The following is a 23,191-nucleotide window of genomic DNA, read 5'->3' on the forward strand; positions in this document are numbered from 1 at the left end:
CAGCACGTTACCGTCACTCACTTGTTCAGCACCGCCTCCAGCACAGCCTTTGCGATCGGGGCGGCGGTGTGGCCGCCCGTGGCCTCCGCGCCGACGTTGGCGGCGCCCGACTCGACGATGACCGCCAGCGCCACCTTCGGGTTCTCGGCGGGCGCGAAGGAGATGAACCAGGCGTGCGGCGGCGCGCCGTCGGCGGTCTCCGCGGTGCCGGTCTTGCCTCCCACTTGGACGCCCGACACCTGCGCGAGGTTGGCCGTGCCGTTGTTGACCACGCTGACCATCATGTCGCGCAGCTTGCTCGCCGTCTCGGAACTGACCGCCTCGGTCAGCTCCTCGGGCTTGGCCTCCTCCATGACGTCGTTCTTGGAGTCGGTGATCTTGTTCACCAGGTACGGCTTCATGACCTTGCCGTCGTTGGCGATGCCGGCCGCGATCATGGCCATCTGCAGGGGCGTCATCCGGTTGTCGCGCTGGCCGATCGAGGCCATCGCGAGCGCGGCGTCGTCGTACTTGCTGCCGAAGTCGCTCTGCGCCACCGACATCGGCACGCCGAGCTGCTTGCCCATGCCGAACTTCTCGGTCTGCTCGTTGAGCTTGTCGTAGCCCAGCTGCATGCCGATCTTGGCGAACGGCGTGTTGCAGGACTTCTCCAGCGCGTACACGAGCTGCACCTGGCCGGCGCCGCAGGCGGCGCCGCCGTAGTTGGGCAGGCTGATGTTCGTGTTGGGCAGCGGCAGCCGCTGCGGCGCGTCGACCGTGGTGTCGCCGCCGCGCGAGGAGTCGTCCTCCAGGTACGCCGCCGCCGTCACCACCTTGAACGTCGAACCCGGCGGGTACGTCTGGGCGATGGCCCGGTTGAGCAGCGGCTGGCTCTTGTCCTTGTCCAGCTCGTTGTAGCGGGAGAACACCGTGCCCTTGTCGGTGCCCGACAGCTCGGCGGGGTCGAAGGTGGGCAGCGAGACCATCGCCAGGATCCCGCCCGTCCGCGGGTCGAGCGCCACCAGCGCGCCGCGCTTGCCGCTGGCGCGCAGCGCGTCGTAGGCCGCCTTCTGGGCCTTGGGGTTGATCGTGAGGTCGACGTTCGCGCCCCTGGTCGGCTCGCCCGTGAACAGGTCGATGCTCCGCCGCAGCAGCAGGTCGGCGCTGGAGCCGTCGAGCAGCTTGTTCTCGGCCCCCTCGATCGCGCTCGCGCTCTCGGGCGAGAAGTAGCCCGTGACGTGCGCGTAGAGCTTTCCGTCGGTGTACTTCCTGATGAACCTGAAGTTCTTGTTGTCGGTCTCCACCGACTGGGCGATCACCTTGCCGCCGGCGGTGATCCGGCCGCGTTCGACGGCGTAGCGCTCGTAGTAGTTGCGGCGGTTGCTCGGGTTGGAGCGGTAGTCGTCGGCCCGGACCGCCTGGAGGATGTTCACGTTGATCATCAGGAGCGCGAACATGACCAGGCAGGCCACGGCCGTGCGCTTCAGAGTGCTGTTCATCGCTGGAACACCTGGGTGAGTCCTTCGTTCTGGATCGCCTGGGGCGGGGGCCGTCGCGCCGCGTCTGACATGCGTACCAGGAGCGCGATAAGGATCCAGTTAGCCAGCAGCGCCGAGCCGCCCTGCGACATGAACGGCGTGACCAGGCCGGTCAGGGGGATGAGGTTCGTCACGCCGCCGACGATGATGAACACCTGCCAGGCCAGGATGAACGACAGGCCGCCCGCCAGCAGCTTCGAGAACGGGTCGCGGGCCACGAGCGAGGTGCGCAGGCCGCGCTCGACCAGCAGCGCGTAGAGCATGAGCAGCGCCATCAGGCCGGTCAGCCCGAGCTCCTCGCCGGTCGCGGCGAAGATGAAGTCGGAGAAGCTCAGCGGGATCAGGTCGGGGTGGCCCTGGCCGAGCCCGGTGCCGAGGATGCCGCCCGCGCCGAATCCGAACAGCCCCTGCATGATCTGGTAGCTCTTGCTGCACATCGGGTCGCCCGGCGGGTCCTCCAGGCAGACGGGGGCGGTGCCGTAGTAGACCGGGTTGCTCGGGTCGAGCCAGGCGTCGAAACGCGCGCCCACGTGGTCGAAGACCTGCCCGGCGAGGAAGGCGCCGCCGACGAACAGCAGGATGCCGATGAGCACCCACGAGGTGCGCTGGGTGGCGATGTAGAGCATCGCGATGAACGTGCCGAACAGCAGCAGCGAGGTGCCCAGGTCCTTCTCGAAGACCAGCACCAGCAGGCTGAGGCCCCAGGTGACCAGGACCGGGCCGAGGTCTCGGGCCCGCGGCAGGTCGATGAAGAGCAGCCGCCGCCCGGCCAGCGCCAGCACGTCACGCTTGGCCACCAGGTAGCCGGCGAAGAAGACCACCAGCGCCAGCTTGGCGAACTCGCCCGGCTGGATGGAGAAGCCGCCGACGCGGATCCAGATCTTGGCGCCCTGGACCTCGCTGAGCGAGCCGGGCAGCAGCGCGGGGATCGCCAGCAGCACCAGACCCACCGCGCCCGCCGTGTACGTCAGGCGTTGCAGCATGCGGTGGTCGCGCAGCACGATCAGCGTGATCGAGAACATCACGACGCCGACGCCGGTCCACATGATCTGGTTGGTCGTGGAGGCGCCGCCCATGTCGGCCGACTCCAGCCGGTAGATCATCACCAGCCCGAGGCCGTTGATCAGCGTCACCAGCGGCAGGATCAGCGGGTCGGCCCATGGCGCGAACTTGGCCAGCACCAGGTAGGCCGCCAGCATCAGGCCGCCCAGGCCCAGCCCGTAGGCCAGCATGCCGGCGGGCACCTTGCCGTCGACGGCCAGGCCGACGTTGGCGTAGGCGCCCATGATGATCAGCACCGCCATGGCGAGCAGGACCAGCTGGGCCACCCGCCGTTTGGCCGGCATCGGGACGGGGGTCGCGAGCATTTCTGCCATTTACTGCGATTTCGTCTTGGTGGCGGAGGGAGAGGGGGACGTGGCCGTGGTGGAGCTCGTGTCGCCCGCGTCGCCCTTGTCGTCCTGGGAGAACTTCAATCCGTTTATCTTCGTCACGCCTTCGTTGACGTCGGTGACGGGTATGCCGCTCTTGATCAGGGCCTGGTCCGCCGGGGACAGCTTGGAGAGCGGGCGGCCGGTGCGCTTCTCCACGTGGAAGAACTCGATCGGCCCCACCTCCTGCTTGATCCCCTGGAAGATGACCACTTCGTCGCCCCTGGCACCGACGAAGAACTGGTCCTGGGTCCACTGCCATCCGAGGTAACCGCCGGCGCCCAAGGCGACGGCGCCCACCCCGAGCACGGTGACCAGCACGGGCCACACACGACGGCGCCGCCCCGACCGCCGGGTCGCCTGCGCGACCGGCTCATCGAAGTCGTCACCGTCGGCGATCGCCGGCTGGGGTGCGGTCACCGCGCTCACTCGCCCCGGCTGGGTCTCCGGGGCGCCTCCTCGTAGCCTGGTCATCCCCGCGGCGCCGACGATCGCCGCCTCCACGGGAACTTCCTGGCCGTCGCTGATCTCCAGCACGTCGGCGAGCACGCACGTGATGTTGTCGGGCCCGCCGCCCCGGTTCGCCAGATCGATGAGCTGGCGGACCACCTCTTCGGGGTCGTCGATGTTGGTCAGCGTGGCGTGCAGCGTCTCGGCGCTCACCACGCCCGACAGGCCGTCGGAACAGAGCAGATAGCGGTCGCCCACCTGCGCCTCGCGCAGCGTGAGGTCGGGATCGACCTCGCCGCTGCCGTCGAGCGCGCGCAGCAGGATCGATCGTTGGGGGTGCGTGGCCGCCTCTTCGGGCGTGATGCGCCCGTCGTCGACGAGCTGCTGCACCAGGGTGTGGTCATGGGTGATCTGGTAGAGCTCGCCGCGTCTCAGGAGGTAGGCGCGCGAGTCGCCCACGTGCACCAGGGCGACCTGGGTGCCGTTCCAGAGCATGGCGGTGAGCGTCGTGCCCATGCCTTTGAGGCTGGGATCCCGCCCGACCATCTCGTGCAGCCGGCGATTGGCGTCGCGCACCGCTGCCTCAATGGCGTTGAGCAGGTCACCCCCCTGTTGGGCCTCTTCCAGAGAGGCCATGGCGGCGATGGCGACTGAACTCGCCACCTCGCCGTGTGCGTGCCCGCCCATGCCGTCGGCGACGGCCAGCAGGCGGCCGCTAGCGTACGCCGAGTCCTCGTTCCCTTCGCGGAGGAGGCCGACGTCCGAGCGGGCGGCGTAGCGGAGTGCGATGGTCATTTGCGCAATTCAATGACTGTCTTGCCGACGCGGATCGGAACACCGAGCGGCACCGGGGTCGGACGGGTGACTTTCGAGCGGTCGAGATACGTGCCGTTGGTCGAACCGAGATCTTCCACGATCCACTGACCGTCCTGAGGGAAGAGCCGGGCATGCCGGCTGGATGCGTAGTCGTCGCTGACTACCAGCGTGGCGTCGTTCGCCCGGCCAATGGTGATGGGCGTCTCCGTGAGGTTAATGGTGGTGCCCTGCAATGGGCCACCGGTAACGATGAGCTGGCGTGGCTCGCCCTTCTTGCTCTTGGGCTTGGCCACCGGTTTGGCGGGCTTCACGGCTTTGCGTGGGCCCGCGGGAGCCGTGCGTGAACCGAACAAGTCAGTCCGGATCACGCCGACTGCGGCAATGACGAAAAACCACAGCACCGCCAGGAAGGCGAGCCGGATCAGCAGCAGCGTGAGCTCGGACATGGACCGTCTGTCTACCCCTAATCGCGCCGGAACACCAGAGTCGTGCGTCCCAGCGTCACTCGCGTGCCGTTCTGGAGCTCGATTCTGCGTACCGGCTGGCCGTTGACGAAGGTGCCGTTCGTCGAACCGAGATCGACGAGCGCCACGAGCTGGCCCTCGACGCGCAGCTCCGCATGGTGCCGCGAGACTCCCGGATCGACAAGACGAAGATCGCAGTCGGTGCCCCTGCCTAGCAAGGTCACCGGAGTGGTGAGCTCGTAGGAGCGGTCGCCCTGCGGGTCGTCCTGGGTGGAGACGAGCAGCCTGGGCCGCCCGTTGAAGGCCCCGGGCCTGGACGGGGGCAGGTCGCTCGCCGGCTGGCGGATCTCGTCCTGCTCGACCGTTGCGCCGCGGATGACGCCGGACCGGATGCGGAACAGGCCCACAGCCAGGTCTCCGGCGGTCTCGAAGCGCACCCGGACCGGTCCCACGAAGGAGTAGCCCTGTTCCTTGGCGTACTCCCTGGCGAGGTTGGCCAGCTCGTGGCTGATGCTGTCGGCGTAGACCTCAAGCCGTTCGCTGTCGGTCGTGGACAGTTCCACCACGAAGTCGTTGGGCACGAGCGTCCGGCCTTGTGCGACGATCGCCGCCCGCTCGTCCATCTCCCGCTGAACCGCGCTGGCGACCTCGACCGGCTGAAGGTCAGATTTGAACGCCCGCGCAAAGGCCCCCTCAACCAAGCCTTCGAGCCTTCGCTCGAAGCGCTGAAGGACTCCCACCGGGTACCTCCCTTCTTCCCTGCATATGATCGCGGCCCCAGACGCTTCCGGCGCCCGGTTTCCGCTCGTCCCACGTGGCGGCGTCGTGACGCTCGTTGCCAGTCGCGCCCAGCTCCTCCGCTCCCGTGTCTTATGCGATCGTATCCGGGTTCAGTACCAGTGGCTGTTCCGTGCTACTGTTTCTCCGCACCCACAAACGGGCGGGTGGCGGAACGGCAGACGCGCACGGTTCAGGTCCGTGTGTCCGAAAGGACGTGAGGGTTCAAATCCCTCCTCGCCCACTTGGTGACTAAGGGATCCTTGGTCGCCGACCTTAACAGGTCGGCTTCCTCGGGTCCCTTCGTCATATCTGTCCGGGGGATGACCCCCGGACCCCCAGGGGGACAAGCGTTCCGGGGGATTCTCCCCCGGACCCCCTCCATGCGGGTTGCTCATCTGCTGGGCCTGGCCCACAGTTTCGTACCGGGTTCTGCTGCGCAAGGGTCCTGGGATTTCTTTCTCGTGACGTGGTTCTTGGACCTTAGGTCAGCCGGCTTGCAGCGAACTTTCTGGTGGCTTGCGTGATTTAGGTCACATTGGTTTGGTGGGCGGGTTCGGGTGATCCTGAGGGCTACGGCAAACTGTGGCCGCTGGGTTTCTGTTCAGGGGGTTGCCGCACATGGATGACTCGATGGTTCAGTTGCTCACGCCCTCCGGTGAGCGCGTGGAGCATCCGGAATATCCGCTGGTCGTCTCGGACGATGAGATCCGGGATCTATATCGGGATCTCGTGGCCGTCCGGCGCATCGACTCCGAGGCCGTCGCGCTCGCGCGGCAGGGCGAGCTGGGGCTGTGGACGTCCCTGCTCGGGCAGGAGGCCGCCCAGGTGGGCTCCGGGCGCGCCATCGGGGATCTGGACGCCGTCTTCCCCTCCTACCGGGAGCACGGGGTCGCCTACTGCCGGGGGATGGACCCCCTCGACGTGGTCGCCATGTGGCGCGGCGTCAACCACGGCGGCTGGGACCCGTCCCGGCACAACTTCTTCCTGTACACGATCGTCATCGGGACGCAGGCGCTGCACGCCACCGGTTACGCGATGGGCATGCAGCGCGACGGCGTCATCGGTACCGACAAGGCCGGGGCGACCATCGTCTACTTCGGCGACGGTGCCACCTCCCAGGGCGACGTGAACGAGGCCTTCGTCTTCGCGGGCGCCTGCCACGCGCCGATCGTGTTCTTCTGCCAGAACAACCAGTGGGCCATCTCCGAGCCCCAGGAACGCCAGTCGCGGATCCCGCTGTACCGCAGGGCCGAGGGCTTCGGGTTCCCCGGCGTCCGGGTCGACGGGAACGACGTGCTGGCCTGCCTCGCGGTGACCCGCAAGGCGCTGGCCGACGCCCGGTCAGGGCAGGGGCCCACGCTCATCGAGGCGTTCACGTACCGGATGGGGGCGCACACCACCTCCGACGACCCCACCCGCTACCGGGCCAAGGACGACGTCGAGGCGTGGCGGCGGCGCGACCCCATCGAGCGGGTCAGGGCGTACCTGACCGCGGCCGGCACCGGCGACGACTTCTTCCGCGAGGTCGAGGCCGACGCCGCCAAGGTCGGGGCCGAGCTGCGCAGGCGCCTTCTCGAACTGCCCGACCCCGCCCCTTCGGCGATCTTCGAACACGTCTACGCCGAGCCGCACGCGCTGATCGAGGCCGAGCGGGCCCAGCACGCCGCCTACCTCGACGGGTTCGCCACCGGGGAGTAGGCGCGCGAGGCGGCCTTGGTGTCCAGGAGCTCGCCCAGCAGGTCCGTGAGGCTCACCATGCCGATGACCGCTCCGCCCTGGCCGGTGACCAGCGCCAGGTGCGCGCGGGCCTCCTGAAGGGCCGTCACGGCCTCGGGGACCTGCGTGACGCACGCGAGCCTCGGCAGCGGCCTGGCGAGCTCACCGGCCGTACGCGTGGGCTGCAGGAGGGCGTCACGGGCGTGCAGGACGCCCTCGATGCCGGCCGGACCGCCCACCAGCAGCCGCAGGTGGCCGCTGCCCGCCGCCCTGGCCCTGATCTCGGCCGAGCCGGCGGCCGGGGGCACCTTCACTGCCCGGTCGATCGGCACCATCAGGCGCTCGATGCCCTCGGCCTGCAGTCGCAGCGCGCGGGTGAGCAGGTCGTGCTCCTCCCGGTCGAGCAGGCCCATCCGGCCCGACTCGCCCACCAGCATGGCGAGCTGCCGGGGCGTCCTGGTGGTGGCCAGCTCGTCGCGCGGCTGCACGCCGAACAGGCGCAGGATCAGGTTGGTCAGCCCGTTGAGCGACGACAGCAGCGGGCGCATGAGCTGCGTGAACCCGCGGAACGGCAGCGTCAGCACCAGCGCCGCCCGCTCGGGGTGCGTCAGCGCCCACGACTTGGGCGCCATCTCGCCCACCACCATGTGCAGGAACGTCACCAGCGCCAGCGCGATCGTCAGCGCGATCGGCATGCGCAGCGACTCCGGCACGCCGACGGCGGCGAAGACCGGCTCCAGGAAGTGCTCGATGGCCGGCTCGGTGACCTGGCCGAGGCCCAGCGTGCACAGCGTGATGCCGAGCTGCGCGCCGGCCAGCATGAGCGAGAGCTGACGCCCGCCGCCCACGGCCGACTTGGCCGCGACCCGGACCAGGCGGTTGCCGCCCGAGGCCATCTCCTCCAGTCGGTGCCGCCTGGCGGAGACGAACGCGAACTCGGCGGCCACGAACAGCGCGTTGAAGAACAGCAGCGCGAGGCTGACCAGGATCATCGTCATCGGGACGCCTCCGCGTGCTGCACGGGCGCGAGCCGCACCCATTCGGGCACCCGGCGGTTGAGCGACATGACGGTCAGCTCGGCCAGGTGCTCGGCCGCGTCGTCGGCGAACGGGTCGGCGTCCCCCTCGATCGGGACGGTCACCATGTCGCCGGGGTCGGGCATCCGGCCCAGCCGGGCCAGCACCAGGCCGGCGAGGGTGTCGTAGTCGTCGCTCTCCGGCAGCGCGACGCCGGTGGCGCGCTCGACCTCGTCCAGCCTGAGCCAGCCGGGCACCTCCCAGACGCCGCCGGGCCGCTCGACGGCGCCGGCCGGCTCGGGGTCGTTCTCGTCGACGAGCTCGCCGACCAGCTCCTCGGCCAGGTCCTCGACGGTGAGCACGCCGGCCAGGCCGCCGTACTCGTCGATGACGCAGACGATGTCGTCGTTGGCCGCGCGCATCCGGTCGAGGACGGCCGGCAGCGGCAACGAGTCGGGCACCAGCAGCGCGGGGCGGGTGATGCTGCCGACCAGGCCCTCGTCCAGGCCGGACTCCAGCAGCTCGCGTACGCCGGTCACGCCCACCACGTCGCCGTCGTCACCGACGACGGGGTAGCGGGAGTGGCCGCGTTCGCGCATGACCTCCACCAGGTCGGAGATGGGCTGGGAGTCGCGCAGCGCCACCACGCGGGGGCGCGGCACCATGATCTCCTCGGCGCTGTGGTCGCCGAACTCCAGGGCGCGCTCCAGCAGCTCCGACAACCTCGGGGGCAGCTCGCCCGCCTGGGTCGACTCCTCGATGATCCGGGAGAGCTCCTCGGGGGTGGCCCCGTGCTCTACCTCCTCGACCGGCTCGATGCCGACGCGGCGGAGCAGCCCGGTGGCGGCCGAGTCGAACAGCTTGACCAACGGCCCCACGACCGCCAGGTAGACCAGCGTGGACCCGGCCAGGAACTTGGCCACCGCCTCGGGCCTGGCGATGCCGAGGTTCTTCGGCGCCAGCTCGCCGAGCACCATCTGCACCACGGTCGCCACGAACACGCCGGCGGCCACGGACAGCCCCGTGATCGCGGCGTCGGGCAGGCCCGTGGTGTCGAGCCAGGGCCGTACCAGGACCGAGATGGCGGGCTCGGCCAGGAAGCCGACGAGCAGGGCCGTGACGGTGATGCCGAGCTGGGCGCCCGAGAGCATGAACGAGAGCCGGGAGGTCACCTGGAGCGCCTTTTCGGCCTGGGTGTCACCGGCGGCGGCCTGCTCGCGCAGGAGGCCCCGGTCGGCGGCGACGAAGGCGAACTCCTGGGCGACGAAGTACCCGGTGGCGGCGGTGAGGAGGAAAAGGGCCAGCAGGCCGAGATAGGCGCTCACCTGAGTGAGCCCTCAGAGGAACCCGTGCCGAGGCACGGGCCAAGACTCCACGAGTCCGGAGCGGACACGATCATCCCTTCGATAGAGGTCGTCCATAACGCTAACGACGCAGTCCGCGTCTATGTTTCCGCAGTGACTCTCCGCTAGTTGTGTGTACTTATCCGTGGGAGAAACTTGGTGAGATGTCTTCACTGCCAGGGGGTTGGACGTAGCGTCTATGGCATACCGAAGGGAAGAAGGCGAAGTGTCTGAGGACGACCGTACGCGGGCCATGCGCTCGCCGGGCGACGGCCGCCCGCTGCCACCGAGGCCCGGCGACGGGCCGCGCTCCGGTGGCGCACCCGCCCACCGGGTCCCGCCAGGCGTGCCGAACGCGGCCACGTCCAAGCTGCCGGCCTACTCCGACGAGCAGCAGTCGCCGCCGCCTCCGCCGCCTCCCCGATCGGGAAAGGTCTACGGACGCGAGCGCGCCGGGAACAGCCCGGTCAAACCGCTCAGGGCGGCGGGCGACCCCGCGCCGAGGGAGCCGCGCGGGCCCAGGGGGCCGCGGGTGCGCGGCCGGACCGTCCTGAAGATCGTCGCGGGCCTGGTCGCGCTGCTTCTGGTGGCGGCCGTGGGCCTGTTCTTCTGGATCGACTCCCGGCTGGCGGGCATCGACGGGGTGCTCGACGACTACGAGGGCCGGCCCGCCGACACACCCGGCACCAACTGGCTGCTGGTCGGCTCCGACAGCCGCAAGGGCCTGACCGCGGCCGAGCGCAAGAAGCTGGCCACCGGGCGCGCGGTCGGGCAGCGCACCGACTCGATGATGCTGCTGCACATCTCCGACAACGGCGACAAGCCCACCCTGGTCAGCCTTCCGCGCGACTCGGCGGTGACCATTCCGGGGCGCGGGCGCGACAAGCTCAACTCGGCGTACGCGTCCGGCGGGCCGAAGCTGCTGGTCCGCACGGTCGAGACCGTCACCGGCGTGCACGTCGACAACTACATGGAGATCGGCTTCGCCGGCTTCGTGGACATCGTGGACGCGATCGGCGGCGTCGAGATCAACGTCCGGGCCGACGTCGACGACCCCAAGGCCGGGCTCAAGCTCAAGAAGGGCAAGCAGGTGCTCAACGGCTCCCAGGCCCTGGGCTACGTACGCACCCGCAAGGGCGGCGCGCTGCCGGACTTCGAGCGCACCAAGCGGCAGCGGCAGTTCCTCGGCGCGGTGGTGAAGAAGGCCGCCAGTCCGGGTGTGCTGATCAACCCGTTCACGTCGATCCCGCTGGCCATGAGCGCCACGGACGCGGTCGAGGTCGACTCCAGCACCGGCGCGTTCGACATGCTCTCGCTGGGGCTGGCGATGGGCGACAGCCCGGTCACGACCGTGGTGCCGTTCGGCGGGAACGAGATCGTCGCCGGCGGCGGCGCGGCGATCAAGTGGGACCGGCTCAAGGCGCTGGCCCTCTTCGACGCGCTGAAGGCCGACAAGCCGGTGCCGAAGGAGATCGTGGACGCCGGTTGACCTGCCCCGCGAGGCGCGAGCCTCGCGGGGGCGGCCGGGCCCGGCTCGGCCGGGGCCCGGCTCAGCTTGTGGCGGCGACGACCGCGGCGGTGGAGGCGGTGACGGCGACGGCCGCGGTGATGGCGGTGATCGTCTTGGCGACCGCCTGGCCGGCCCACTCGCCCTCGGCGACCTCCTTGACGCGATCGAGGTCGGCGCCGGGGAAGGCTTTGCGGTCGAGCTTCGCCGCGTGCATGATCGCGATCAGCGTGGCGGTGCGCTCGTCGGGGTCGGCGCCCGCGAGGACGGACGTCACGCGTTCGCGCACGTCGGCCTCCACCTGGGGGTCCGACTCCGGCCAGCGGGTGGTCGGGAAGATGCCCAGGACCCGGCCGCGCTCCTCGGCCAGCACGCCCGCCTCGGCGAGCCTGGTGAGCAGGCGCCTGCGCAGCTTGTCCGTCTGCAGCCGCTGCACCCACCACGCGGGCTTCCTGGCCTTGCCGTCCTCGGCCATGCGGGCGAGGGCGGCGTCGAGCTCAGTGTCGCCCAGCGGGGTGGCGTCCTTGACCGTCACCTTGTCGTCGGCCAGCTCGACGCGGCCCGCGGCGGCCAGCTCGGCGAGGATCGCGCCGCCGAGCGCGGGGTTGAGCTGGACGCCCCCGATGAGCTGCTTGCCCTCTTCCTCGTCGTGGGCGAGGAGGAGGAGTTCTTCGGCAATCGTCACGGTCATGCCCCGACACTAACCTCCCAGCATGAGCATTTCGGAAAAACTTCACGCGATCGGCCGGCCGCTGCTCCAGGCGCAGCTCGACCACCCCACGGTGGCCGGGATCGGGCGGGGCGACCTGCCGGAGCCGGTCTTCCGGTCCTGGCTGGAGCAGGACTACCTGTACCTGCTCGACTATGTGCGGGTGTTCTCCAGGCTGGCCTGGCAGGCGCCGGACGGGCATCTGGGGGACCTGGTGGATCTGGCGCATGCGACGTACCACGACGAACTGCGGCTGCATCGGTCGTTGTCGGCGGAGTTCGGGGCCGATCTGGACAACGCGGTGAAGGGGCCGGCGTGTGCGGCGTACACGGCGTTCCTGCTGGAGGCGGCGGGGTCGTACGGGGAGGGGTTGGCGGCGCTCTATCCGTGTATGTGGGGATATTCGAGTCTTGGGAAGATCCTTGCCGAGAACCCGCCCGCCGAGCCGCGGTACCGGGCCTGGGTGGACACCTACGCCGACCCGGCGTTCGCGGCGCTGACCGTACGGATCGGGCAGATGATCGACGAGGCCGACCCCGACCCCGTACGGGCGGAGGCGCTGTTCGCCGAGGGCATGGCACACGAGCTCGCCTTCTGGGACGTGCCGTAGTCGCGTGCCGGCCCGGTGCGCGCCATACCCTGGTGGCATGCCGGAACTTCCCGAGGTGGAGTCGCTCACCAACTTCCTGCGCGAGCGGGCGGTCGGCCGTTCGATCGCCGGCGTCGACGTCGTCGGCTTCCAGGCGCTCAAGACGTTCGACCCGCCGGTCACCGCGCTCGGCGGGCTCACCGTCACGGGCGTGTCGAGGCACGGCAAGTTCCTCGACCTCGACTGCGACGGCCTGCACCTGATCATCCATCTGGCCCGCGCCGGCTGGCTGCGCTGGCGCGACGACCTGACCGGCGCGCGGCCGGTACGGCCGGGCAAGGGGCCGCTGGCCGTACGTGTACGGCTGGCGCCGGACGACGACGGCCTGGCCCCCGGGTTCGAGCTGACCGAGGCCGGCACGCAGAAACGGCTTGCCGTCTACGTCACCGACAAGCCGGAGGACGTGCCCGGCGTCGCCGCCCTGGGCCCCGACCCGCTCGACGACGCCTTCACCGTCGAGGCGCTCAAGCGCATCGTGGGCGGCAACCGCACCCAGATCAAGGGGCTGCTGCGCGACCAGAAGGTGATCGCGGGCATCGGCAACGCCTACTCCGACGAGGTGCTGCACGCGGCGAAGATGTCGCCGTTCAAGATCGCGGCGTCGCTGACCGACGCGCAGATCGCCGACCTGCACGAGGCCATCGTGACGACGTTGCGCGACGCCGTCGAACGGGCGCACGGGCTGGCCGCCAAAGACCTCAAGGCGGAGAAGAAGTCCGGGCTGCGCGTGCACAACCGGGCGGGCCAGCCGTGCGACGTGTGCGGCGACACGATCCGCGAGGTGTCCTTCGCCGACTCCGCGCTCCAGTACTGCCCGACCTGCCAGACGGGCGGCAGACCGCTGGCCGACCGGCGGATGTCGCGCCTGCTCAAGTAGGGTCCCGGGCGCGGGATGATGGAGGCATGACCGTTCCTGAGATCGAGGCCACCGCCGTTCCCGACGACGCCTACCTGCTCGACGTCCGTGAGCAGGACGAATGGCTCGCCGGCCACGCCCCCGAGGCCGTGCACATCCCCATGTCGCAGATCCAGGGCCGGGTCGAGGAGGTGCCCGCCGACCGCACCGTCTACGTGGTGTGCCGGGTCGGCGGCCGGTCGATGCAGGTCGCGGCGTGGCTCAACCAGCTGGGGCGCGACGCCGTCAACGTGGGCGGCGGCATGCAGTCGTGGGAGTTCGCGCGCCGTCCGATGGTCAGCGAGACCGGGCAGGAGCCTTTCGTGGCCTGAATGCCCCACTGTGGCGGTTCTGCCGCCATTAAGGCATGATGAGGGCGCCAACTGCATAGTCGCGGGAGCTCGGGGTGCCGGGCTGAGAGGGCAGCAACACAGCCGCTGCCGACCGCCTGAACCTGTCCGGATAATGCCGGCGTAGGGAGTGTGCGATGACGCATGTCGTCGACGAAGTTCCGCTGACCCTTGACGGCGCGCCCCCCAAGACCCTCGGCGTCCTCGACCAGGGCGCGCTCTGGGCCAACCTCGGTGTCAGCCTCCTCGGCTTCTCCGGCGCGCTCGTCCTGATCGACCCCCTGGGCGGCGCGCCGCTCAGCCTCGTGGCCGCGCTCACGGCCGCCGTGGTCGGCAGCCTCATCGGCACGGCCATGGTCGGTCTGTCGGCCATCCCCGGCACGCAGACCGGGCGGCCGGCGATGGTGCTGCTGCGCGGGCTGTTCGGGGCGAAGATGTCGTACGTCCCGTCCGTGCTGAACATCGTGCAGATGCTCGGCTGGGGGGCCTTCGAGCTCTGGGTGATCGCCAAGGCCGCGAACGCGATCTTCGGGAGCGTCCCGTACCAGGTGTGGGTGGTGGTGGCGGGGGTGCTGACCACCGCGCTCGCCGTCTGGCCGCTCGGGTCGATCAGGCTGCTGCGCCGGTACGTCACCGCCGGCGTGATCGTGTCGCTGATCTGGTTCACCGTGTCGTTCCTGGGCGAGGCGCCGACGTACACAGGTGGGTCGTGGACGGCCTTCGCCCCGGCCGTCGACTACGTCATCGCCCTGTCGGTGTCGTGGGTGCCGATGGCCGCCGACTTCGCCAGGCACTCGCGCTCCAGCCGGGCCGCCTTCACCGGGGTCGTCGGCGGCTACACCGTCGCCCAGGTGGCCTGCCTGGCCCTCGGCGTGTACGCGGTGGCCATCGCGGGCGCCCAGGCGGTCCAGGCCGACGGCATGGTCGTGTTCCAGCCGTTCGTCGCGGCGCCGCTGGGCGCGCTGTTCTTCGGCATCCTGGTACTGCGCGAGACCGACCAGTCCTTCGCCAACGTCTACTCCACCACCGTCTCGCTGCAGAACCTCATGCCGAACGTCGACCGCCGGGTCGTCTCGACCGCGATCGGCGTGCTCACCACCGCGATCGCCCTGGTCGTGGACGTCACCTCCTACGGCGCGTTCCTCGGGGTGATCGGCGCGGTGTTCGTGCCGATGTTCGCGGTGCTGGCCGTCGACTACTTCGTGCTCGGCGGCGCCGCCCGCTGGAACACCGCCGAGGACGCGCCCTCGCGCTGGCTGATGCTGCTGCCGTGGGCGCTGGGCTTCGCCGCCTACTGGTTCACCACCTCGACGCCCACGGTCGCCGGCTGGGACGACTTCTGGGCCGCCGCCCGCGACGTCGTCGGCTTCACGCGGGAGCCGTGGATGAACGGCGCGCTCGGCGGCGCGCTGGTCGCGGCCCTGGTGACGCTGCTCATCGGCGTGCTCACCAGGGGCCGGCGCCGCTCAGCGGCCCGCTGAGGCCCGGCGTTCGACGTTGAGCAGGTGCTGCTTGGCGGCCACGCCTCCGGCGTAGTCGCCGAGCTCGCCGTCCTCACGGACCACCCGATGGCAGGGCACGATCACGCACACGGGGTTGGCGCCGACCGCGTTGCCGACCGCGCGAAGGGCGCGCGGCCGTCCGATGCTCGCGCCGATCTCCTCGTACGTCGTGGTCGTCCCGTAGGGCACGGCCATGGTCTTCTGCAGCACGGTACGGGCGAACGGCGTGGCCAGCGCGAGGTCGACCGGCGTGGCGAAGGTGCGCAGGCGGCCGGAGAAGTACGCGTCGAGCTCCCGGCGCACCGGGTCGAGGCGGCGGGCGTCGGGCCCGATGAACGTGCCGACCTCCTTGGCCACCCGCTCGAACACGGTGTTCTCGGCCTCGAAACTGCAGGCCGCGATGCCCTTGCCGGTCACCGCGAGCACCAGCCTGCCCACGGCGCCGTCGTAGGTGCCGAACGCGACGGCCGGTGGCCCCTCGCCCTTGTAGGTGCTGGAGGTCACTCTCAGCAGGGCATCGAGGTCGCTGCTCGACATGCCTCTCACCCGTTTCAGCCACCGGAATCTTCGTGAGCGCAGCGTATCGGACGGATCGCCCGTCAGACCCACCACGCCACGTGCACTATGGAGGTGTGGGGTACGCATGGGTCGGCAGTGACGAGGAGATCGCTCGCGCCGTGCTCGCCGGGTCCCCCAACGCCGTGGTGGCGCTCGACCGCGACCAGAGCGTGCTGGTCTGGAACGCGGCGGCCGAGCATCTGTTCGGCTGGACGGCGGCCGAGATGCTGGGGCGCCGGGCGCCGATCGTCCCCGACGAGCTGGCCGCCGAGCACAACGCGGTGCTGGAGCGCGTACGCACCGGGGGGCAGGTGTCGCTGCGCACCAAGCGCGTCCACAAGGACGGCAGGTCGCTCGACCTGCGGGTGGACATCAACGCCCTGCGGATGGGCAACTCCGTGGTCGGCTACGTCCTGGCCCACCATCCCGCACGGGCCGACGAGGTCGCCGGGCTGCGCATGGAACGCCGGGCCAGGCTGGTGCGCCGGCTCACCGACGTGGTCGGCGACATCAACTCCGAGCTGGAGCTACCGGCCGTGCTCGACCGCATCTCGGCCAGCCTCACCGAGCTGACGGGCGCGGACGCGGGCGGTTTCGTGCTGATCGAGGGGGAGCGGCTGCGGCTGGTCAGCACGTACCGGCTGCCGGAGACGCTCAGGGGCACCACCACCGGCCTGCGGACGAGCCTGGTGGACAAACTCTTACGTACGGGCAAGACCGTCATGCTGGAGTCCCAGGGGCTCGGCGACCTGGTGTGGGCCAGGCTCAACGGGCTGCACACGATCGCGCTCGGCCTGGCCGCGGTCGGCGGCCGTCCTTACGGCGCCCTCTACGCGCTGTTCGCCGGGCCCGCCCCCGGCCACCTGGAGCTGGAGCTGCTCGAACTGCTGGCCGGGCACGCCGGCATCGCGGTCGGCAACGCGGTGGCCTACCAGGAGGCGGTGCGGCAGCGGGCGCACGAGCGGGCCGTGTTCGACGCCAGCGCCGACGGCATCGCCGTGCTGGACGACGTCGGCCGGGTCGTGCGCTGGAACCCCGCCGCGGCCGAGCTGACCGCCTTCCCCGCCGACGCGGTGATCGGCGGGCCGCCGCCGTTCCCGCTGCCGAGCCCCGGTGAGAAGCTCACGTTCCAGATGGAGAACGGGCGCTGGCTGGACGTGGTGAGCGCGCGGATCGAGGAGACCGGCGAGATCGTCATCGACTTCCGCGACGTCACCCAGGCCAAGGAGCTGGAGGAGGCCAAAGACCTCTTCCTGGCCACGACCAGCCATGAGCTGCGTACGCCGATCACGATCGTGCGCGGGTTCGCCGGCACGCTGGACGCGCGGTGGGACAAGATGAGCGACGCGGAACGGCGCTCGGCCGTGCACACGATCGCCGAGCGGGCCGGATCGTTGGGGCAGCTCATGGACCACCTGCTGCTGGGGGCCAGGGCGGGCGCGGACGAGCTGGCCGTCCGGATCGAGGCGTTCGACCTCGCGGCCCGGATCCACGCGGCCACGCTCGGCCTTCCCACCTTGTCCGACCGCCACCGCGTCGAGGTGCGCATCCCGGACGAATTGCCTCCGGTGCTGGGCGACGCCCTGGCAACCGACATCGTTTTGGGGCAATTGCTGGAGAATGCGTTTAAATATTCCCCAATGGGTGGATTGATCTGTGTTGAAGCTTGGCCCGAGGACGACGGCGTGGTCGTAGTGGTGGATGACGAGGGGGTCGGAATCGCACCGCCTGACCGCGAACGGATCTTTGAGCGCTTCGTCCAGGTGGACAGCGGGGACCGGAGACGCTTTGGTGGAGTGGGGCTCGGCCTCTACATCGTGCGCAGTCTGGCCAGGGCACAGGGGGGAGAAGTGAGTGCTCAATCGAGGCCCGGAGGGGGTACGAGGATGCGCTTGATCCTGAGACGCGCTTCCCCTATCCGATCCGACACACCGATGCGGTAACGAGGTGGTCACAGTTGAGCTGATCTATCGTCCAATGTGTACAAGCTGTGATCGAGATGCGGTTTCTGCGATTGGCTAACGGGGCATTTCGGTCGTACCGGGGAGTGTTCCCGCGGGGGGCACAGGGAACGGGGAGGTGGGTGTGTCAAGCGTGGTGCTGCTGCCGTACGCGCCGTCCAGCGTCGCCGTCGCCCGCCAGCGTCTGAGCACTGACCTGCAGGATTGTGGGGTCTACACCGCCGCGATCGACGATGCGGTGCTCGTGGTGAGCGAGTTGCTGAGCAACGCGCTGCGGCACGCGCATCCGCTGCCTTCAGGCATGGTGAGGGTCGCCTGGATGCGTAGCGACGATCACATAGAGGTGGCGGTCAGCGACGGGGGTGCGGCGACAGAGCCGCGGGCGGGCCGCCCGACCCTGTCTTCGCTCGGGGGCCGGGGGCTGGGGATCGTCGAATACGTGGCCGAGAGCTGGGGGGTTCGTCACGACGGTGACACGACGACGGTGTGGGCGATCCTGCCCGCACCCAACGGGGCGGCGGTGAACGGGCAGGTCGCGGCCCTGAAGGAGGCCGGTTAGGCGGTTCTGGCCGCCAGTACGGCCCGTTCGGTGACGGCCCATGCCGTGGACACCAGGAGGTACAGGCCGGCCGCCAGGGGGAGCACGAGCACGGCCAGCGCGGAGGCGTACGGCAACAGCGGCATGACCTTGCGCAGCAGCTCCGGCTGCTCCTCCGACACCTTGATCGAGCGTGCCGACAGCCATGCCAGCAGCACGAGCCCCGCGATCACGATGACAAAGACCGAAACCGGCCAACTGATCAGACCGAAATTGGCCACCACGCCCGCGAGCTGCTGGCCCAGCGGCGTCCCGAACAGAGTGTGACCGGCCAGTGCCGTCGGATGCGTGGCCACCCTGAACATCAGCCACATGAACGGCAATTGCGCCAGCATCGGCAAGATCCCCGCGAACGGCGACGTGCCCTCCCGGGCGTACAGAGCGGTCAGCTCCTTGGACAGCCGCTCGGGATCGCGCCCGTGGCGCTTGCGCAGCTCCTGCAACTTCGGCGCGAGCCGCTGCCGGACCTGGCCGGCCCGCGCCTGGCGGACGTTGAGCGGCAGCAGGACCAGGCGTACGGCGAGGGTGAACAGCACGATGGCGAGCGCGGCGTGGCCGCCGGACACGCCGATGACGAACGTGACAAGTGAATCGATCATGAGCCCTTCAGACATGACGACGGACCAGGGCTCACACATGACGATGAGCCCCGCTTTGACGGGAAGCGGGGCTCGCCTAAGGCGCTCGTGGACGCGGGCGTCCGGCCGCGTCGGGATCGCGCAGCCGCTGGAAGGCCGTGCGGCGCGCGTAGCTCAGCGGGAAGCCGGGAGACTCACCGCCGAGGGTGGGCAGCAACGTGGCAGCCCACGTGGCCAGCAGGAGGATCGCCATCATGGTGATCCCCACCAGCCACGGATCGAACAGGAACGACATCACTGCGACGAACGGGACTTACCGACGACGGTGACCGCGATGAAGACGACCAGGGCGACGACCCCGACGATCAGGACGAGCTTGAACAGACCTGCCAGCAGCGGCAGGAGGAAGTTGAACAGCACGAAGAGACCGAGAAGGGTCCCTAAAACGAGCATCACGACTCTACTCATGAGGCCACCGTACGTCCTCGGGGCATGATCCGCGAGGCTTACGAACCTGTGACGTACATGTCCCCCACGTGGGGCTCAGCCGTACGGTGAGATGGTGAACACCCGCATCCTGGTGGTCGACGACGATCCGACCGTGTCCGAGGTCGTGGCGCGCTATCTGGAGCGCGACGGGCACGAGGTGGAGTGCGTGGGCGACGGCGCCGAGGCGCTGCGCAGGGCTTTGGCCGACCCGCCCGACCTCATGGTGCTCGACCTGATGCTGCCCAGGATCGACGGGCTCCAGGTGTGCAGGAAGCTCAGGGAGCGGTGGCCGGTCCCGGTGATCATGCTGACCGCGCTCGGCGAGGAGATCGACCGGGTGGTGGGCCTGGAGACCGGGGCCGACGACTACGTGACGAAGCCGTTCAGCCCCCGGGAGCTGGCGTTGCGCGTGCAGTCGGTGCTGCGCCGGGCGCGGGGGGCGTCCGTCACGGCCGGCACCGGCGTGCTGCGCGACGGCGACCTCGTCGTGGACGTCGGCGCCCACGAGGTGCGGCTCGGCGGCACGCAGGTGATGCTGACGGCCAGGGAGTTCGACCTGCTGGCCTACCTCATGCGCAACCCGCGGCAGGCGTTCAGCAGGTCGGCGCTGCTCGACCAGGTGTGGGGATGGTCGTTCGGCGACTCCTCGACCGTGACCGTGCACGTGCGGCGGTTGCGGGAGAAGGTCGAGGCGGACCCGACCGAGCCGCGGCGGATCGTCACGGTATGGGGTGTCGGCTACCGGTACGAGCCACAGGAGAGCGCGGGGTGACGCCTCCCGAGCCCTGCCTGGGCGGGGCGTGCCCGCAGGCCATGGTGTCGGTGAGCGAGCTGCCCATGGTCGTGGCCGTCTCGGCGGGACTGGGGCTGCTGGTCGCCGCCGCCGGCGTATGGGCCATGGGACGGCTGCGGACCCGGTCGATCGGGGTGATGCTGGCCGTCGTCGTGGTGGTCGCCGTGGCGGCGACGCTGGCGGGCGTGGTCGCGATCACCATGAAGATGATCATCGAGGGTGCGGTCAAGGACTTCGTGCTCAGCGTGGTCGCGGTGGGCGGCCTGGTGGGGCTCGGGGTCGCGTTCGTACTGGCCAGGCGGGTGGTGGGGGAGAGCAGGCGGCTGGTGGCGGCCGTGCGCGACGTGCCGTTCAGGGCGCCGCTGGGATTGCCGGCCGAGCTCCAGGAGATCGCGAGCACCCTTGAGGAGGCGTACGCGCGGGAACGCGCGCTCGAAGGCGCGCGCCGGGAACTGGTCGCCTGGGTGAGCCACGACCTGCGCACGCCGCTCGCCGGCCTGCGGGCCATGGCCGAGGCCCTGGAGGACGGCGTGGTGGCCGACCCCGCGACGGTCGCGCGCTACCACGGCCAGATCAAGCTGGAGGTCGAGCGGCTCTCGGCCATGGTGGACGACCTGTTCGAGCTGTCGCGCATCCACGCGGGCGCGTTGCGGCTCTCGCGGGCCAGGATCGGGCTCGCCGACCTCGTCGCGGACACGCTGGCCGGGGCCGAGCCGCTGGCCAGGGCCAAGGGGGTGGTGCTCACGGCGGAGGCGGCGGGGGCCGTGCCCGTGGAGGCCGACGCGGCCGCGCTGGGCCGGGCCCTGCGGAACCTGGTCGTCAACGCCATCCGGCACACGCCGTCGGAACGGGCGGTGGTGCTGCGGGCCGGGGTGGACGAGCAGGGGATGGCCTGCGTCTCGGTGGCCGACGGTTGCGGGGGGATTCCCGAGGAGGATCTGCCTCGGGTGTTCGAGGTGGCGTTCCGGGGGGAAGCCGCGCGTACGCCCACCGCCGACGGCGGCGCCGGGCTCGGGCTGGCGATCGCCCAGGGGATCGTCGAGGCGCATGATGGGATGATCGGGGTGGTCAACGAAGGACCGGGGTGCCGGTTCGAGATCCGGTTGCCCCTGGTGTCCGGAAGTTGACGTTCCCGCACGGTGTCCTGCCTCGATCTTCCGCTCTGGTCTCGCTCCTCGATCGTGGGTCGCCCGGGTCTGGTGGCCCGGGTCAGGCGGGTTCGGGGAGCGCGGTGTCGCGTTGCCCGAACGACTCCGACATCGCCCGGAACGTCGGGCAGGGCCAGCGCCACATGCAGCTCCGGCACCGCAGGATCGGGTTGGCGGTGTCGCTCGTGATGCCACCCGCGTCGCGCGGCTGGTGCAGGTCGAGCAGCCGCAGCCCGAGCTCGGCGAACCTGAGCAGGTCGGCGCGGGAGCCGGCCAGGAAGTCGAGGTCTTCGCTCGCCAGCCTGGTGCGGATCGGGACGTAGCCCTCGTGGTTCAGCAGACCGCGCAGGCGCGCTGCTTCGTCATGCCATGACGTGGCCTTTTCTGTGCGGATGAGGATGGTCTCCAGACGTTCCCGGAGCCCCTGACGCTGTGGATCTTCAGGTTTCTCTGCATTCATCGATACGAGGCCCATGGGGCGGGCCACAGCCCCTCCTTCTCCATGAAGCGCTGCCGGTTCCGGTGTCACGCTGTCAAGCTTCGCGTACTCTCCGTTTTGATGGAGCCCAAACGGAGGACAAAAACCTGTCGTTCACCTCTCGGCGTGACAACGTGACCGGAAGCCTCCGCGCCGCTAGCCTGCCCATGTGGAGCTCAAGGTCTCGACTCGATCACATGCCGGGTGCGCACTCGTTGCCATCACCGGAGAAATCGACCTCTATACGGCGCCTCACCTGCAGGCCGAGTTCACTCGGCTGCTGCAGGACGAGCCCAGCCGGGTGGTCATCGACATGTCCGCCGTGGATTTCTGCGACTCCACGGGGATGAACGTGCTGCTCTCGGCGCTCAAGCGCATGAAAGAGCGGGGAGGTGTGCTGGAGGTGGCCGCGCCGCGTCCGGCCGTCCGCAAGATCCTGCAGGTGACGGGGCTCGTCTCGGTGTTCACCGTGCATGACGAGCTGCCTCAGGAGTTCCTCATCACCGAGGGATCATGACGCAGGCTGACACGGCTGTCGTCATTCCCGCGGTGAACGAGGGCGATCGCATCGCCGCCACCGTCGCCGCGGCGGCCGGCCTGCCGGGTGTCGATCTCGTCGTGGTCGTCGACGACGGCTCGACGGACCGGACCGGCAAGGTGGCGCGGGCGGCGGGCGCGCGGGTGGTCCGCCACAGCCGCAACCGCGGCAAGGCCGCGGCCATGGAGACGGGCGCGGAGGCCGTACGCCTCCTCGACGAGGACCGTACCCCTCGCCACCTGCTCTTCCTCGACGCCGACCTGGGTGACACGGCGAGCGCCGCGGCGCCGCTGGTGGAGCCCGTGCGCGAGGGCAAGGCCGACATGACGATCGCGCTGTTCGGCACGCGGGTGAAGCTCGGCGGCCATGGGTTAGTCGTGCGCGTGTCCAAGGACGGCATCCGCCGCGCCACCGGCTTCGAGGCCGCCCAGCCGCTCAACGGCCAGCGTTGCCTGACCAGAGCCGCCTTCGAGGCCGCCCGGCCGCTGGCGCACGGGTTCGGCGTGGAGACGGCGCTCACGATCGACCTGCTGCGCAAGGGGTTCAGGGTCGTCGAGGTCGAGGTGGAGATGTCCCACCGGGCCACCGGCAACGACTGGCGGGCCCAGTTGCACCGCGCTCGGCAGCTGAGGGACGTGGCGCTGGCTCTGGCGAGCCGGGAGCCGGTGGTCGTCGAAAATCTTGGCAAACTCCTTCCTAAGCGGTGATTTCGGGCTCCGGGTTATCCACAGGCGTGGATGATCTGGGGCTGGGGCCGTGACGAGTGTGCTGGAATTTGCGGGTGACTTCGGAGAGACGCCGCAAACAGGCACAAGCCCCACCCTTCTGGGTGCCATCGCTGCGGCTTCCGTGGTCTGCCACCGACCGGCGCCGGTTCTCGGCGGGCGGCGGCGGGGGTGTTGCGTG

Annotated in this window: 25 protein-coding genes, 1 tRNA gene and 1 riboswitch; of the genes, 13 read left to right on the top strand and 13 right to left on the bottom strand. The window is 70.0% G+C overall.

Features of this window, described 5'->3' with window-relative positions:
* Positions 1-17: 17 nt before the first annotated feature.
* From ABZ444_RS32910 to ABZ444_RS32930, 5 genes are read right to left on the bottom strand one after another with little or no spacing between them, the layout of a single operon-like run.
* Positions 18-1,478 (bottom strand): penicillin-binding protein 2, encoded by a 1,461-nt coding sequence (locus ABZ444_RS32910; RefSeq protein WP_358005404.1) that lies wholly within the window; start codon positions 1,476-1,478, stop codon positions 18-20.
* On the bottom strand, positions 1,475-2,893 hold the full coding sequence (locus ABZ444_RS32915; RefSeq protein WP_358005407.1) for an FtsW/RodA/SpoVE family cell cycle protein: 1,419 nt from the start codon (positions 2,891-2,893) through the stop codon (positions 1,475-1,477). The genes ABZ444_RS32910 and ABZ444_RS32915 overlap by 4 nt, the downstream gene beginning before the upstream one ends.
* Positions 2,894-4,192 carry a Stp1/IreP family PP2C-type Ser/Thr phosphatase gene (locus tag ABZ444_RS32920; protein ID WP_358005410.1) on the bottom strand — a complete coding sequence of 433 codons (1,299 nt, stop codon included), beginning with the start codon at positions 4,190-4,192 and terminating at the stop codon, positions 2,894-2,896. It lies immediately after the preceding gene.
* Complete coding sequence (locus ABZ444_RS32925) at positions 4,189-4,659, bottom strand: FHA domain-containing protein (RefSeq protein WP_357693136.1); 471 nt, start codon at positions 4,657-4,659, stop codon at positions 4,189-4,191. The genes ABZ444_RS32920 and ABZ444_RS32925 overlap by 4 nt, the downstream gene beginning before the upstream one ends.
* Before the next feature lie 17 nt (positions 4,660-4,676).
* Entirely contained in the window at positions 4,677-5,417 is a 741-nt protein-coding gene (locus ABZ444_RS32930; RefSeq protein ID WP_125640997.1) for a DUF3662 and FHA domain-containing protein, read from the bottom strand.
* A gap of 198 nt (positions 5,418-5,615) precedes the next feature.
* On the opposite strand from ABZ444_RS32930, the gene ABZ444_RS32935 reads away from it, so the two are divergent.
* Positions 5,616-5,698, top strand: a tRNA-Leu gene (locus ABZ444_RS32935).
* Between the two features lie 389 nt (positions 5,699-6,087).
* A complete protein-coding gene (gene pdhA / locus ABZ444_RS32940) occupies positions 6,088-7,155 on the top strand; it encodes a pyruvate dehydrogenase (acetyl-transferring) E1 component subunit alpha (protein ID WP_358005413.1) in 1,068 nt (355 codons plus the stop codon).
* Here the strand turns inward: pdhA and ABZ444_RS32945 are convergent.
* Both ABZ444_RS32945 and ABZ444_RS32950 read right to left on the bottom strand, forming a co-directional pair.
* Positions 7,125-8,171, bottom strand: coding sequence for a hemolysin family protein (locus ABZ444_RS32945; RefSeq protein ID WP_358005416.1), 1,047 nt, complete (start codon positions 8,169-8,171; stop codon positions 7,125-7,127). The genes pdhA and ABZ444_RS32945 overlap by 31 nt on opposite strands.
* Positions 8,168-9,514, bottom strand: a complete 1,347-nt coding sequence (locus ABZ444_RS32950) for a hemolysin family protein (protein WP_358005419.1) — start codon at positions 9,512-9,514, stop codon at positions 8,168-8,170. Before ABZ444_RS32950 ends, ABZ444_RS32945 begins: the two co-directional genes overlap by 4 nt.
* Positions 9,515-9,758: 244 nt before the next feature.
* Between ABZ444_RS32950 and ABZ444_RS32955 the strand changes: the two genes are divergently transcribed.
* Positions 9,759-11,021: an LCP family protein gene (locus tag ABZ444_RS32955; RefSeq protein ID WP_358005422.1), complete on the top strand. Its 1,263-nt coding sequence runs from the start codon at positions 9,759-9,761 to the stop codon at positions 11,019-11,021.
* Positions 11,022-11,082: 61 nt separating this feature from the next.
* Here ABZ444_RS32955 and ABZ444_RS32960 read toward each other — a convergent pair whose 3' ends face one another.
* Positions 11,083-11,730, bottom strand: a complete 648-nt coding sequence (locus tag ABZ444_RS32960; protein WP_358005425.1) for a GPP34 family phosphoprotein — start codon at positions 11,728-11,730, stop codon at positions 11,083-11,085.
* Positions 11,731-11,752: 22 nt separating this feature from the next.
* Here ABZ444_RS32960 and ABZ444_RS32965 point away from each other — a divergent pair, with 22 nt between their 5' ends.
* The 4 genes from ABZ444_RS32965 (at position 11,753) to ABZ444_RS32980 (ending at position 15,123) form a co-directional block, all read left to right on the top strand.
* Positions 11,753-12,358, top strand: a complete 606-nt coding sequence (locus ABZ444_RS32965; RefSeq protein ID WP_358005428.1) for a TenA family protein — start codon at positions 11,753-11,755, stop codon at positions 12,356-12,358.
* A gap of 37 nt (positions 12,359-12,395) precedes the next feature.
* The gene (locus tag ABZ444_RS32970; RefSeq protein ID WP_358005431.1) at positions 12,396-13,274 is read left to right on the top strand and encodes a DNA-formamidopyrimidine glycosylase family protein; all 879 of its coding nucleotides are present in this window, start codon (positions 12,396-12,398) and stop codon (positions 13,272-13,274) included.
* A 26-nt stretch (positions 13,275-13,300) separates the two neighbouring features.
* Positions 13,301-13,624: a rhodanese-like domain-containing protein gene (locus ABZ444_RS32975; protein ID WP_357982967.1), complete on the top strand. Its 324-nt coding sequence runs from the start codon at positions 13,301-13,303 to the stop codon at positions 13,622-13,624.
* 51 nt (positions 13,625-13,675) lie between these two features.
* Positions 13,676-13,789: riboswitch (TPP riboswitch) on the top strand.
* Positions 13,780-15,123, top strand: coding sequence for a cytosine permease (locus ABZ444_RS32980; RefSeq protein ID WP_358005434.1), 1,344 nt, complete (start codon positions 13,780-13,782; stop codon positions 15,121-15,123). Its footprint overlaps the riboswitch before it by 10 nt.
* Here the strand turns inward: ABZ444_RS32980 and ABZ444_RS32985 are convergent.
* A complete protein-coding gene (locus ABZ444_RS32985; protein ID WP_358005437.1) occupies positions 15,109-15,681 on the bottom strand; it encodes a methylated-DNA--[protein]-cysteine S-methyltransferase in 573 nt (190 codons plus the stop codon). The genes ABZ444_RS32980 and ABZ444_RS32985 overlap by 15 nt on opposite strands.
* Before the next feature lie 95 nt (positions 15,682-15,776).
* Between ABZ444_RS32985 and ABZ444_RS32990 the strand changes: the two genes are divergently transcribed.
* Positions 15,777-17,645, top strand: a complete 1,869-nt coding sequence (locus ABZ444_RS32990) for a PAS domain-containing sensor histidine kinase (protein WP_358005440.1) — start codon at positions 15,777-15,779, stop codon at positions 17,643-17,645.
* A 151-nt stretch (positions 17,646-17,796) separates the two neighbouring features.
* Entirely contained in the window at positions 17,797-18,222 is a 426-nt protein-coding gene (locus tag ABZ444_RS32995; protein ID WP_352363279.1) for an ATP-binding protein, read from the top strand.
* Here the strand turns inward: ABZ444_RS32995 and ABZ444_RS33000 are convergent.
* The 3 genes from ABZ444_RS33000 to ABZ444_RS33010 form a co-directional block, all read right to left on the bottom strand.
* Positions 18,219-18,860: a YidC/Oxa1 family membrane protein insertase gene (locus ABZ444_RS33000; RefSeq protein WP_358005443.1), complete on the bottom strand. Its 642-nt coding sequence runs from the start codon at positions 18,858-18,860 to the stop codon at positions 18,219-18,221. The genes ABZ444_RS32995 and ABZ444_RS33000 overlap by 4 nt on opposite strands.
* A 76-nt stretch (positions 18,861-18,936) precedes the next feature.
* Positions 18,937-19,134, bottom strand: a complete 198-nt coding sequence (locus tag ABZ444_RS33005; protein ID WP_358005446.1) for a DUF6412 domain-containing protein — start codon at positions 19,132-19,134, stop codon at positions 18,937-18,939.
* A complete protein-coding gene (locus ABZ444_RS33010; RefSeq protein WP_352318261.1) occupies positions 19,134-19,307 on the bottom strand; it encodes a hypothetical protein in 174 nt (57 codons plus the stop codon). Before ABZ444_RS33010 ends, ABZ444_RS33005 begins: the two co-directional genes overlap by 1 nt.
* A 91-nt stretch (positions 19,308-19,398) precedes the next feature.
* Here ABZ444_RS33010 and ABZ444_RS33015 point away from each other — a divergent pair, with 91 nt between their 5' ends.
* A complete protein-coding gene (locus tag ABZ444_RS33015) occupies positions 19,399-20,100 on the top strand; it encodes a response regulator transcription factor (protein WP_358005450.1) in 702 nt (233 codons plus the stop codon).
* Entirely contained in the window at positions 20,097-21,248 is a 1,152-nt protein-coding gene (locus tag ABZ444_RS33020) for an ATP-binding protein (protein WP_358005453.1), read from the top strand. The genes ABZ444_RS33015 and ABZ444_RS33020 overlap by 4 nt, the downstream gene beginning before the upstream one ends.
* A gap of 82 nt (positions 21,249-21,330) precedes the next feature.
* Here the strand turns inward: ABZ444_RS33020 and ABZ444_RS33025 are convergent, their stop codons facing one another.
* Entirely contained in the window at positions 21,331-21,729 is a 399-nt protein-coding gene (locus ABZ444_RS33025) for a hypothetical protein (RefSeq protein ID WP_357982994.1), read from the bottom strand.
* Between the two features lie 187 nt (positions 21,730-21,916).
* Here ABZ444_RS33025 and ABZ444_RS33030 point away from each other — a divergent pair, with 187 nt between their 5' ends.
* Positions 21,917-22,264, top strand: coding sequence for an STAS domain-containing protein (locus ABZ444_RS33030; RefSeq protein WP_352318253.1), 348 nt, complete (start codon positions 21,917-21,919; stop codon positions 22,262-22,264).
* On the top strand, positions 22,261-22,992 hold the full coding sequence (locus ABZ444_RS33035) for a glycosyltransferase (RefSeq protein WP_358005457.1): 732 nt from the start codon (positions 22,261-22,263) through the stop codon (positions 22,990-22,992). The genes ABZ444_RS33030 and ABZ444_RS33035 overlap by 4 nt, the downstream gene beginning before the upstream one ends.
* Positions 22,993-23,191 lie beyond the last annotated feature (199 nt).

Origin of the sequence: Nonomuraea sp. NPDC005730 (genome assembly GCF_040630865.1) — a bacterium.
Classification (GTDB): domain Bacteria; phylum Actinomycetota; class Actinomycetes; order Streptosporangiales; family Streptosporangiaceae; genus Nonomuraea.

What these genes read in the sequence shown, in the direction of transcription:
- ABZ444_RS32975 (WP_357982967.1), top strand. Translation starts at nt 13,301, where the DNA reads ATGACCGTTCCTGAGATCGAGGCCACCGCCGTTCCCGACGACGCCTAC.
- ABZ444_RS32965 (WP_358005428.1), top strand. Translation starts at nt 11,753, where the DNA reads ATGAGCATTTCGGAAAAACTTCACGCGATCGGCCGGCCGCTGCTCCAG.
- ABZ444_RS32915 (WP_358005407.1), bottom strand. Translation starts at nt 2,893, where the DNA reads ATGGCAGAAATGCTCGCGACCCCCGTCCCGATGCCGGCCAAACGGCGG.
- ABZ444_RS33000 (WP_358005443.1), bottom strand. Translation starts at nt 18,860, where the DNA reads ATGATCGATTCACTTGTCACGTTCGTCATCGGCGTGTCCGGCGGCCAC.
- ABZ444_RS33005 (WP_358005446.1), bottom strand. Translation starts at nt 19,134, where the DNA reads ATGTCGTTCCTGTTCGATCCGTGGCTGGTGGGGATCACCATGATGGCG.
- ABZ444_RS32920 (WP_358005410.1), bottom strand. Translation starts at nt 4,192, where the DNA reads ATGACCATCGCACTCCGCTACGCCGCCCGCTCGGACGTCGGCCTCCTC.
- ABZ444_RS32980 (WP_358005434.1), top strand. Translation starts at nt 13,780, where the DNA reads ATGACGCATGTCGTCGACGAAGTTCCGCTGACCCTTGACGGCGCGCCC.
- ABZ444_RS32925 (WP_357693136.1), bottom strand. Translation starts at nt 4,659, where the DNA reads ATGTCCGAGCTCACGCTGCTGCTGATCCGGCTCGCCTTCCTGGCGGTG.
- ABZ444_RS33010 (WP_352318261.1), bottom strand. Translation starts at nt 19,307, where the DNA reads ATGAGTAGAGTCGTGATGCTCGTTTTAGGGACCCTTCTCGGTCTCTTC.
- ABZ444_RS33025 (WP_357982994.1), bottom strand. Translation starts at nt 21,729, where the DNA reads ATGAATGCAGAGAAACCTGAAGATCCACAGCGTCAGGGGCTCCGGGAA.
- ABZ444_RS33015 (WP_358005450.1), top strand. Translation starts at nt 19,399, where the DNA reads ATGGTGAACACCCGCATCCTGGTGGTCGACGACGATCCGACCGTGTCC.
- ABZ444_RS32970 (WP_358005431.1), top strand. Translation starts at nt 12,396, where the DNA reads ATGCCGGAACTTCCCGAGGTGGAGTCGCTCACCAACTTCCTGCGCGAG.
- ABZ444_RS33035 (WP_358005457.1), top strand. Translation starts at nt 22,261, where the DNA reads ATGACGCAGGCTGACACGGCTGTCGTCATTCCCGCGGTGAACGAGGGC.
- ABZ444_RS32985 (WP_358005437.1), bottom strand. Translation starts at nt 15,681, where the DNA reads ATGTCGAGCAGCGACCTCGATGCCCTGCTGAGAGTGACCTCCAGCACC.
- ABZ444_RS32945 (WP_358005416.1), bottom strand. Translation starts at nt 8,171, where the DNA reads ATGACGATGATCCTGGTCAGCCTCGCGCTGCTGTTCTTCAACGCGCTG.
- ABZ444_RS32960 (WP_358005425.1), bottom strand. Translation starts at nt 11,730, where the DNA reads ATGACCGTGACGATTGCCGAAGAACTCCTCCTCCTCGCCCACGACGAG.
- pdhA (WP_358005413.1), top strand. Translation starts at nt 6,088, where the DNA reads ATGGTTCAGTTGCTCACGCCCTCCGGTGAGCGCGTGGAGCATCCGGAA.
- ABZ444_RS32910 (WP_358005404.1), bottom strand. Translation starts at nt 1,478, where the DNA reads ATGAACAGCACTCTGAAGCGCACGGCCGTGGCCTGCCTGGTCATGTTC.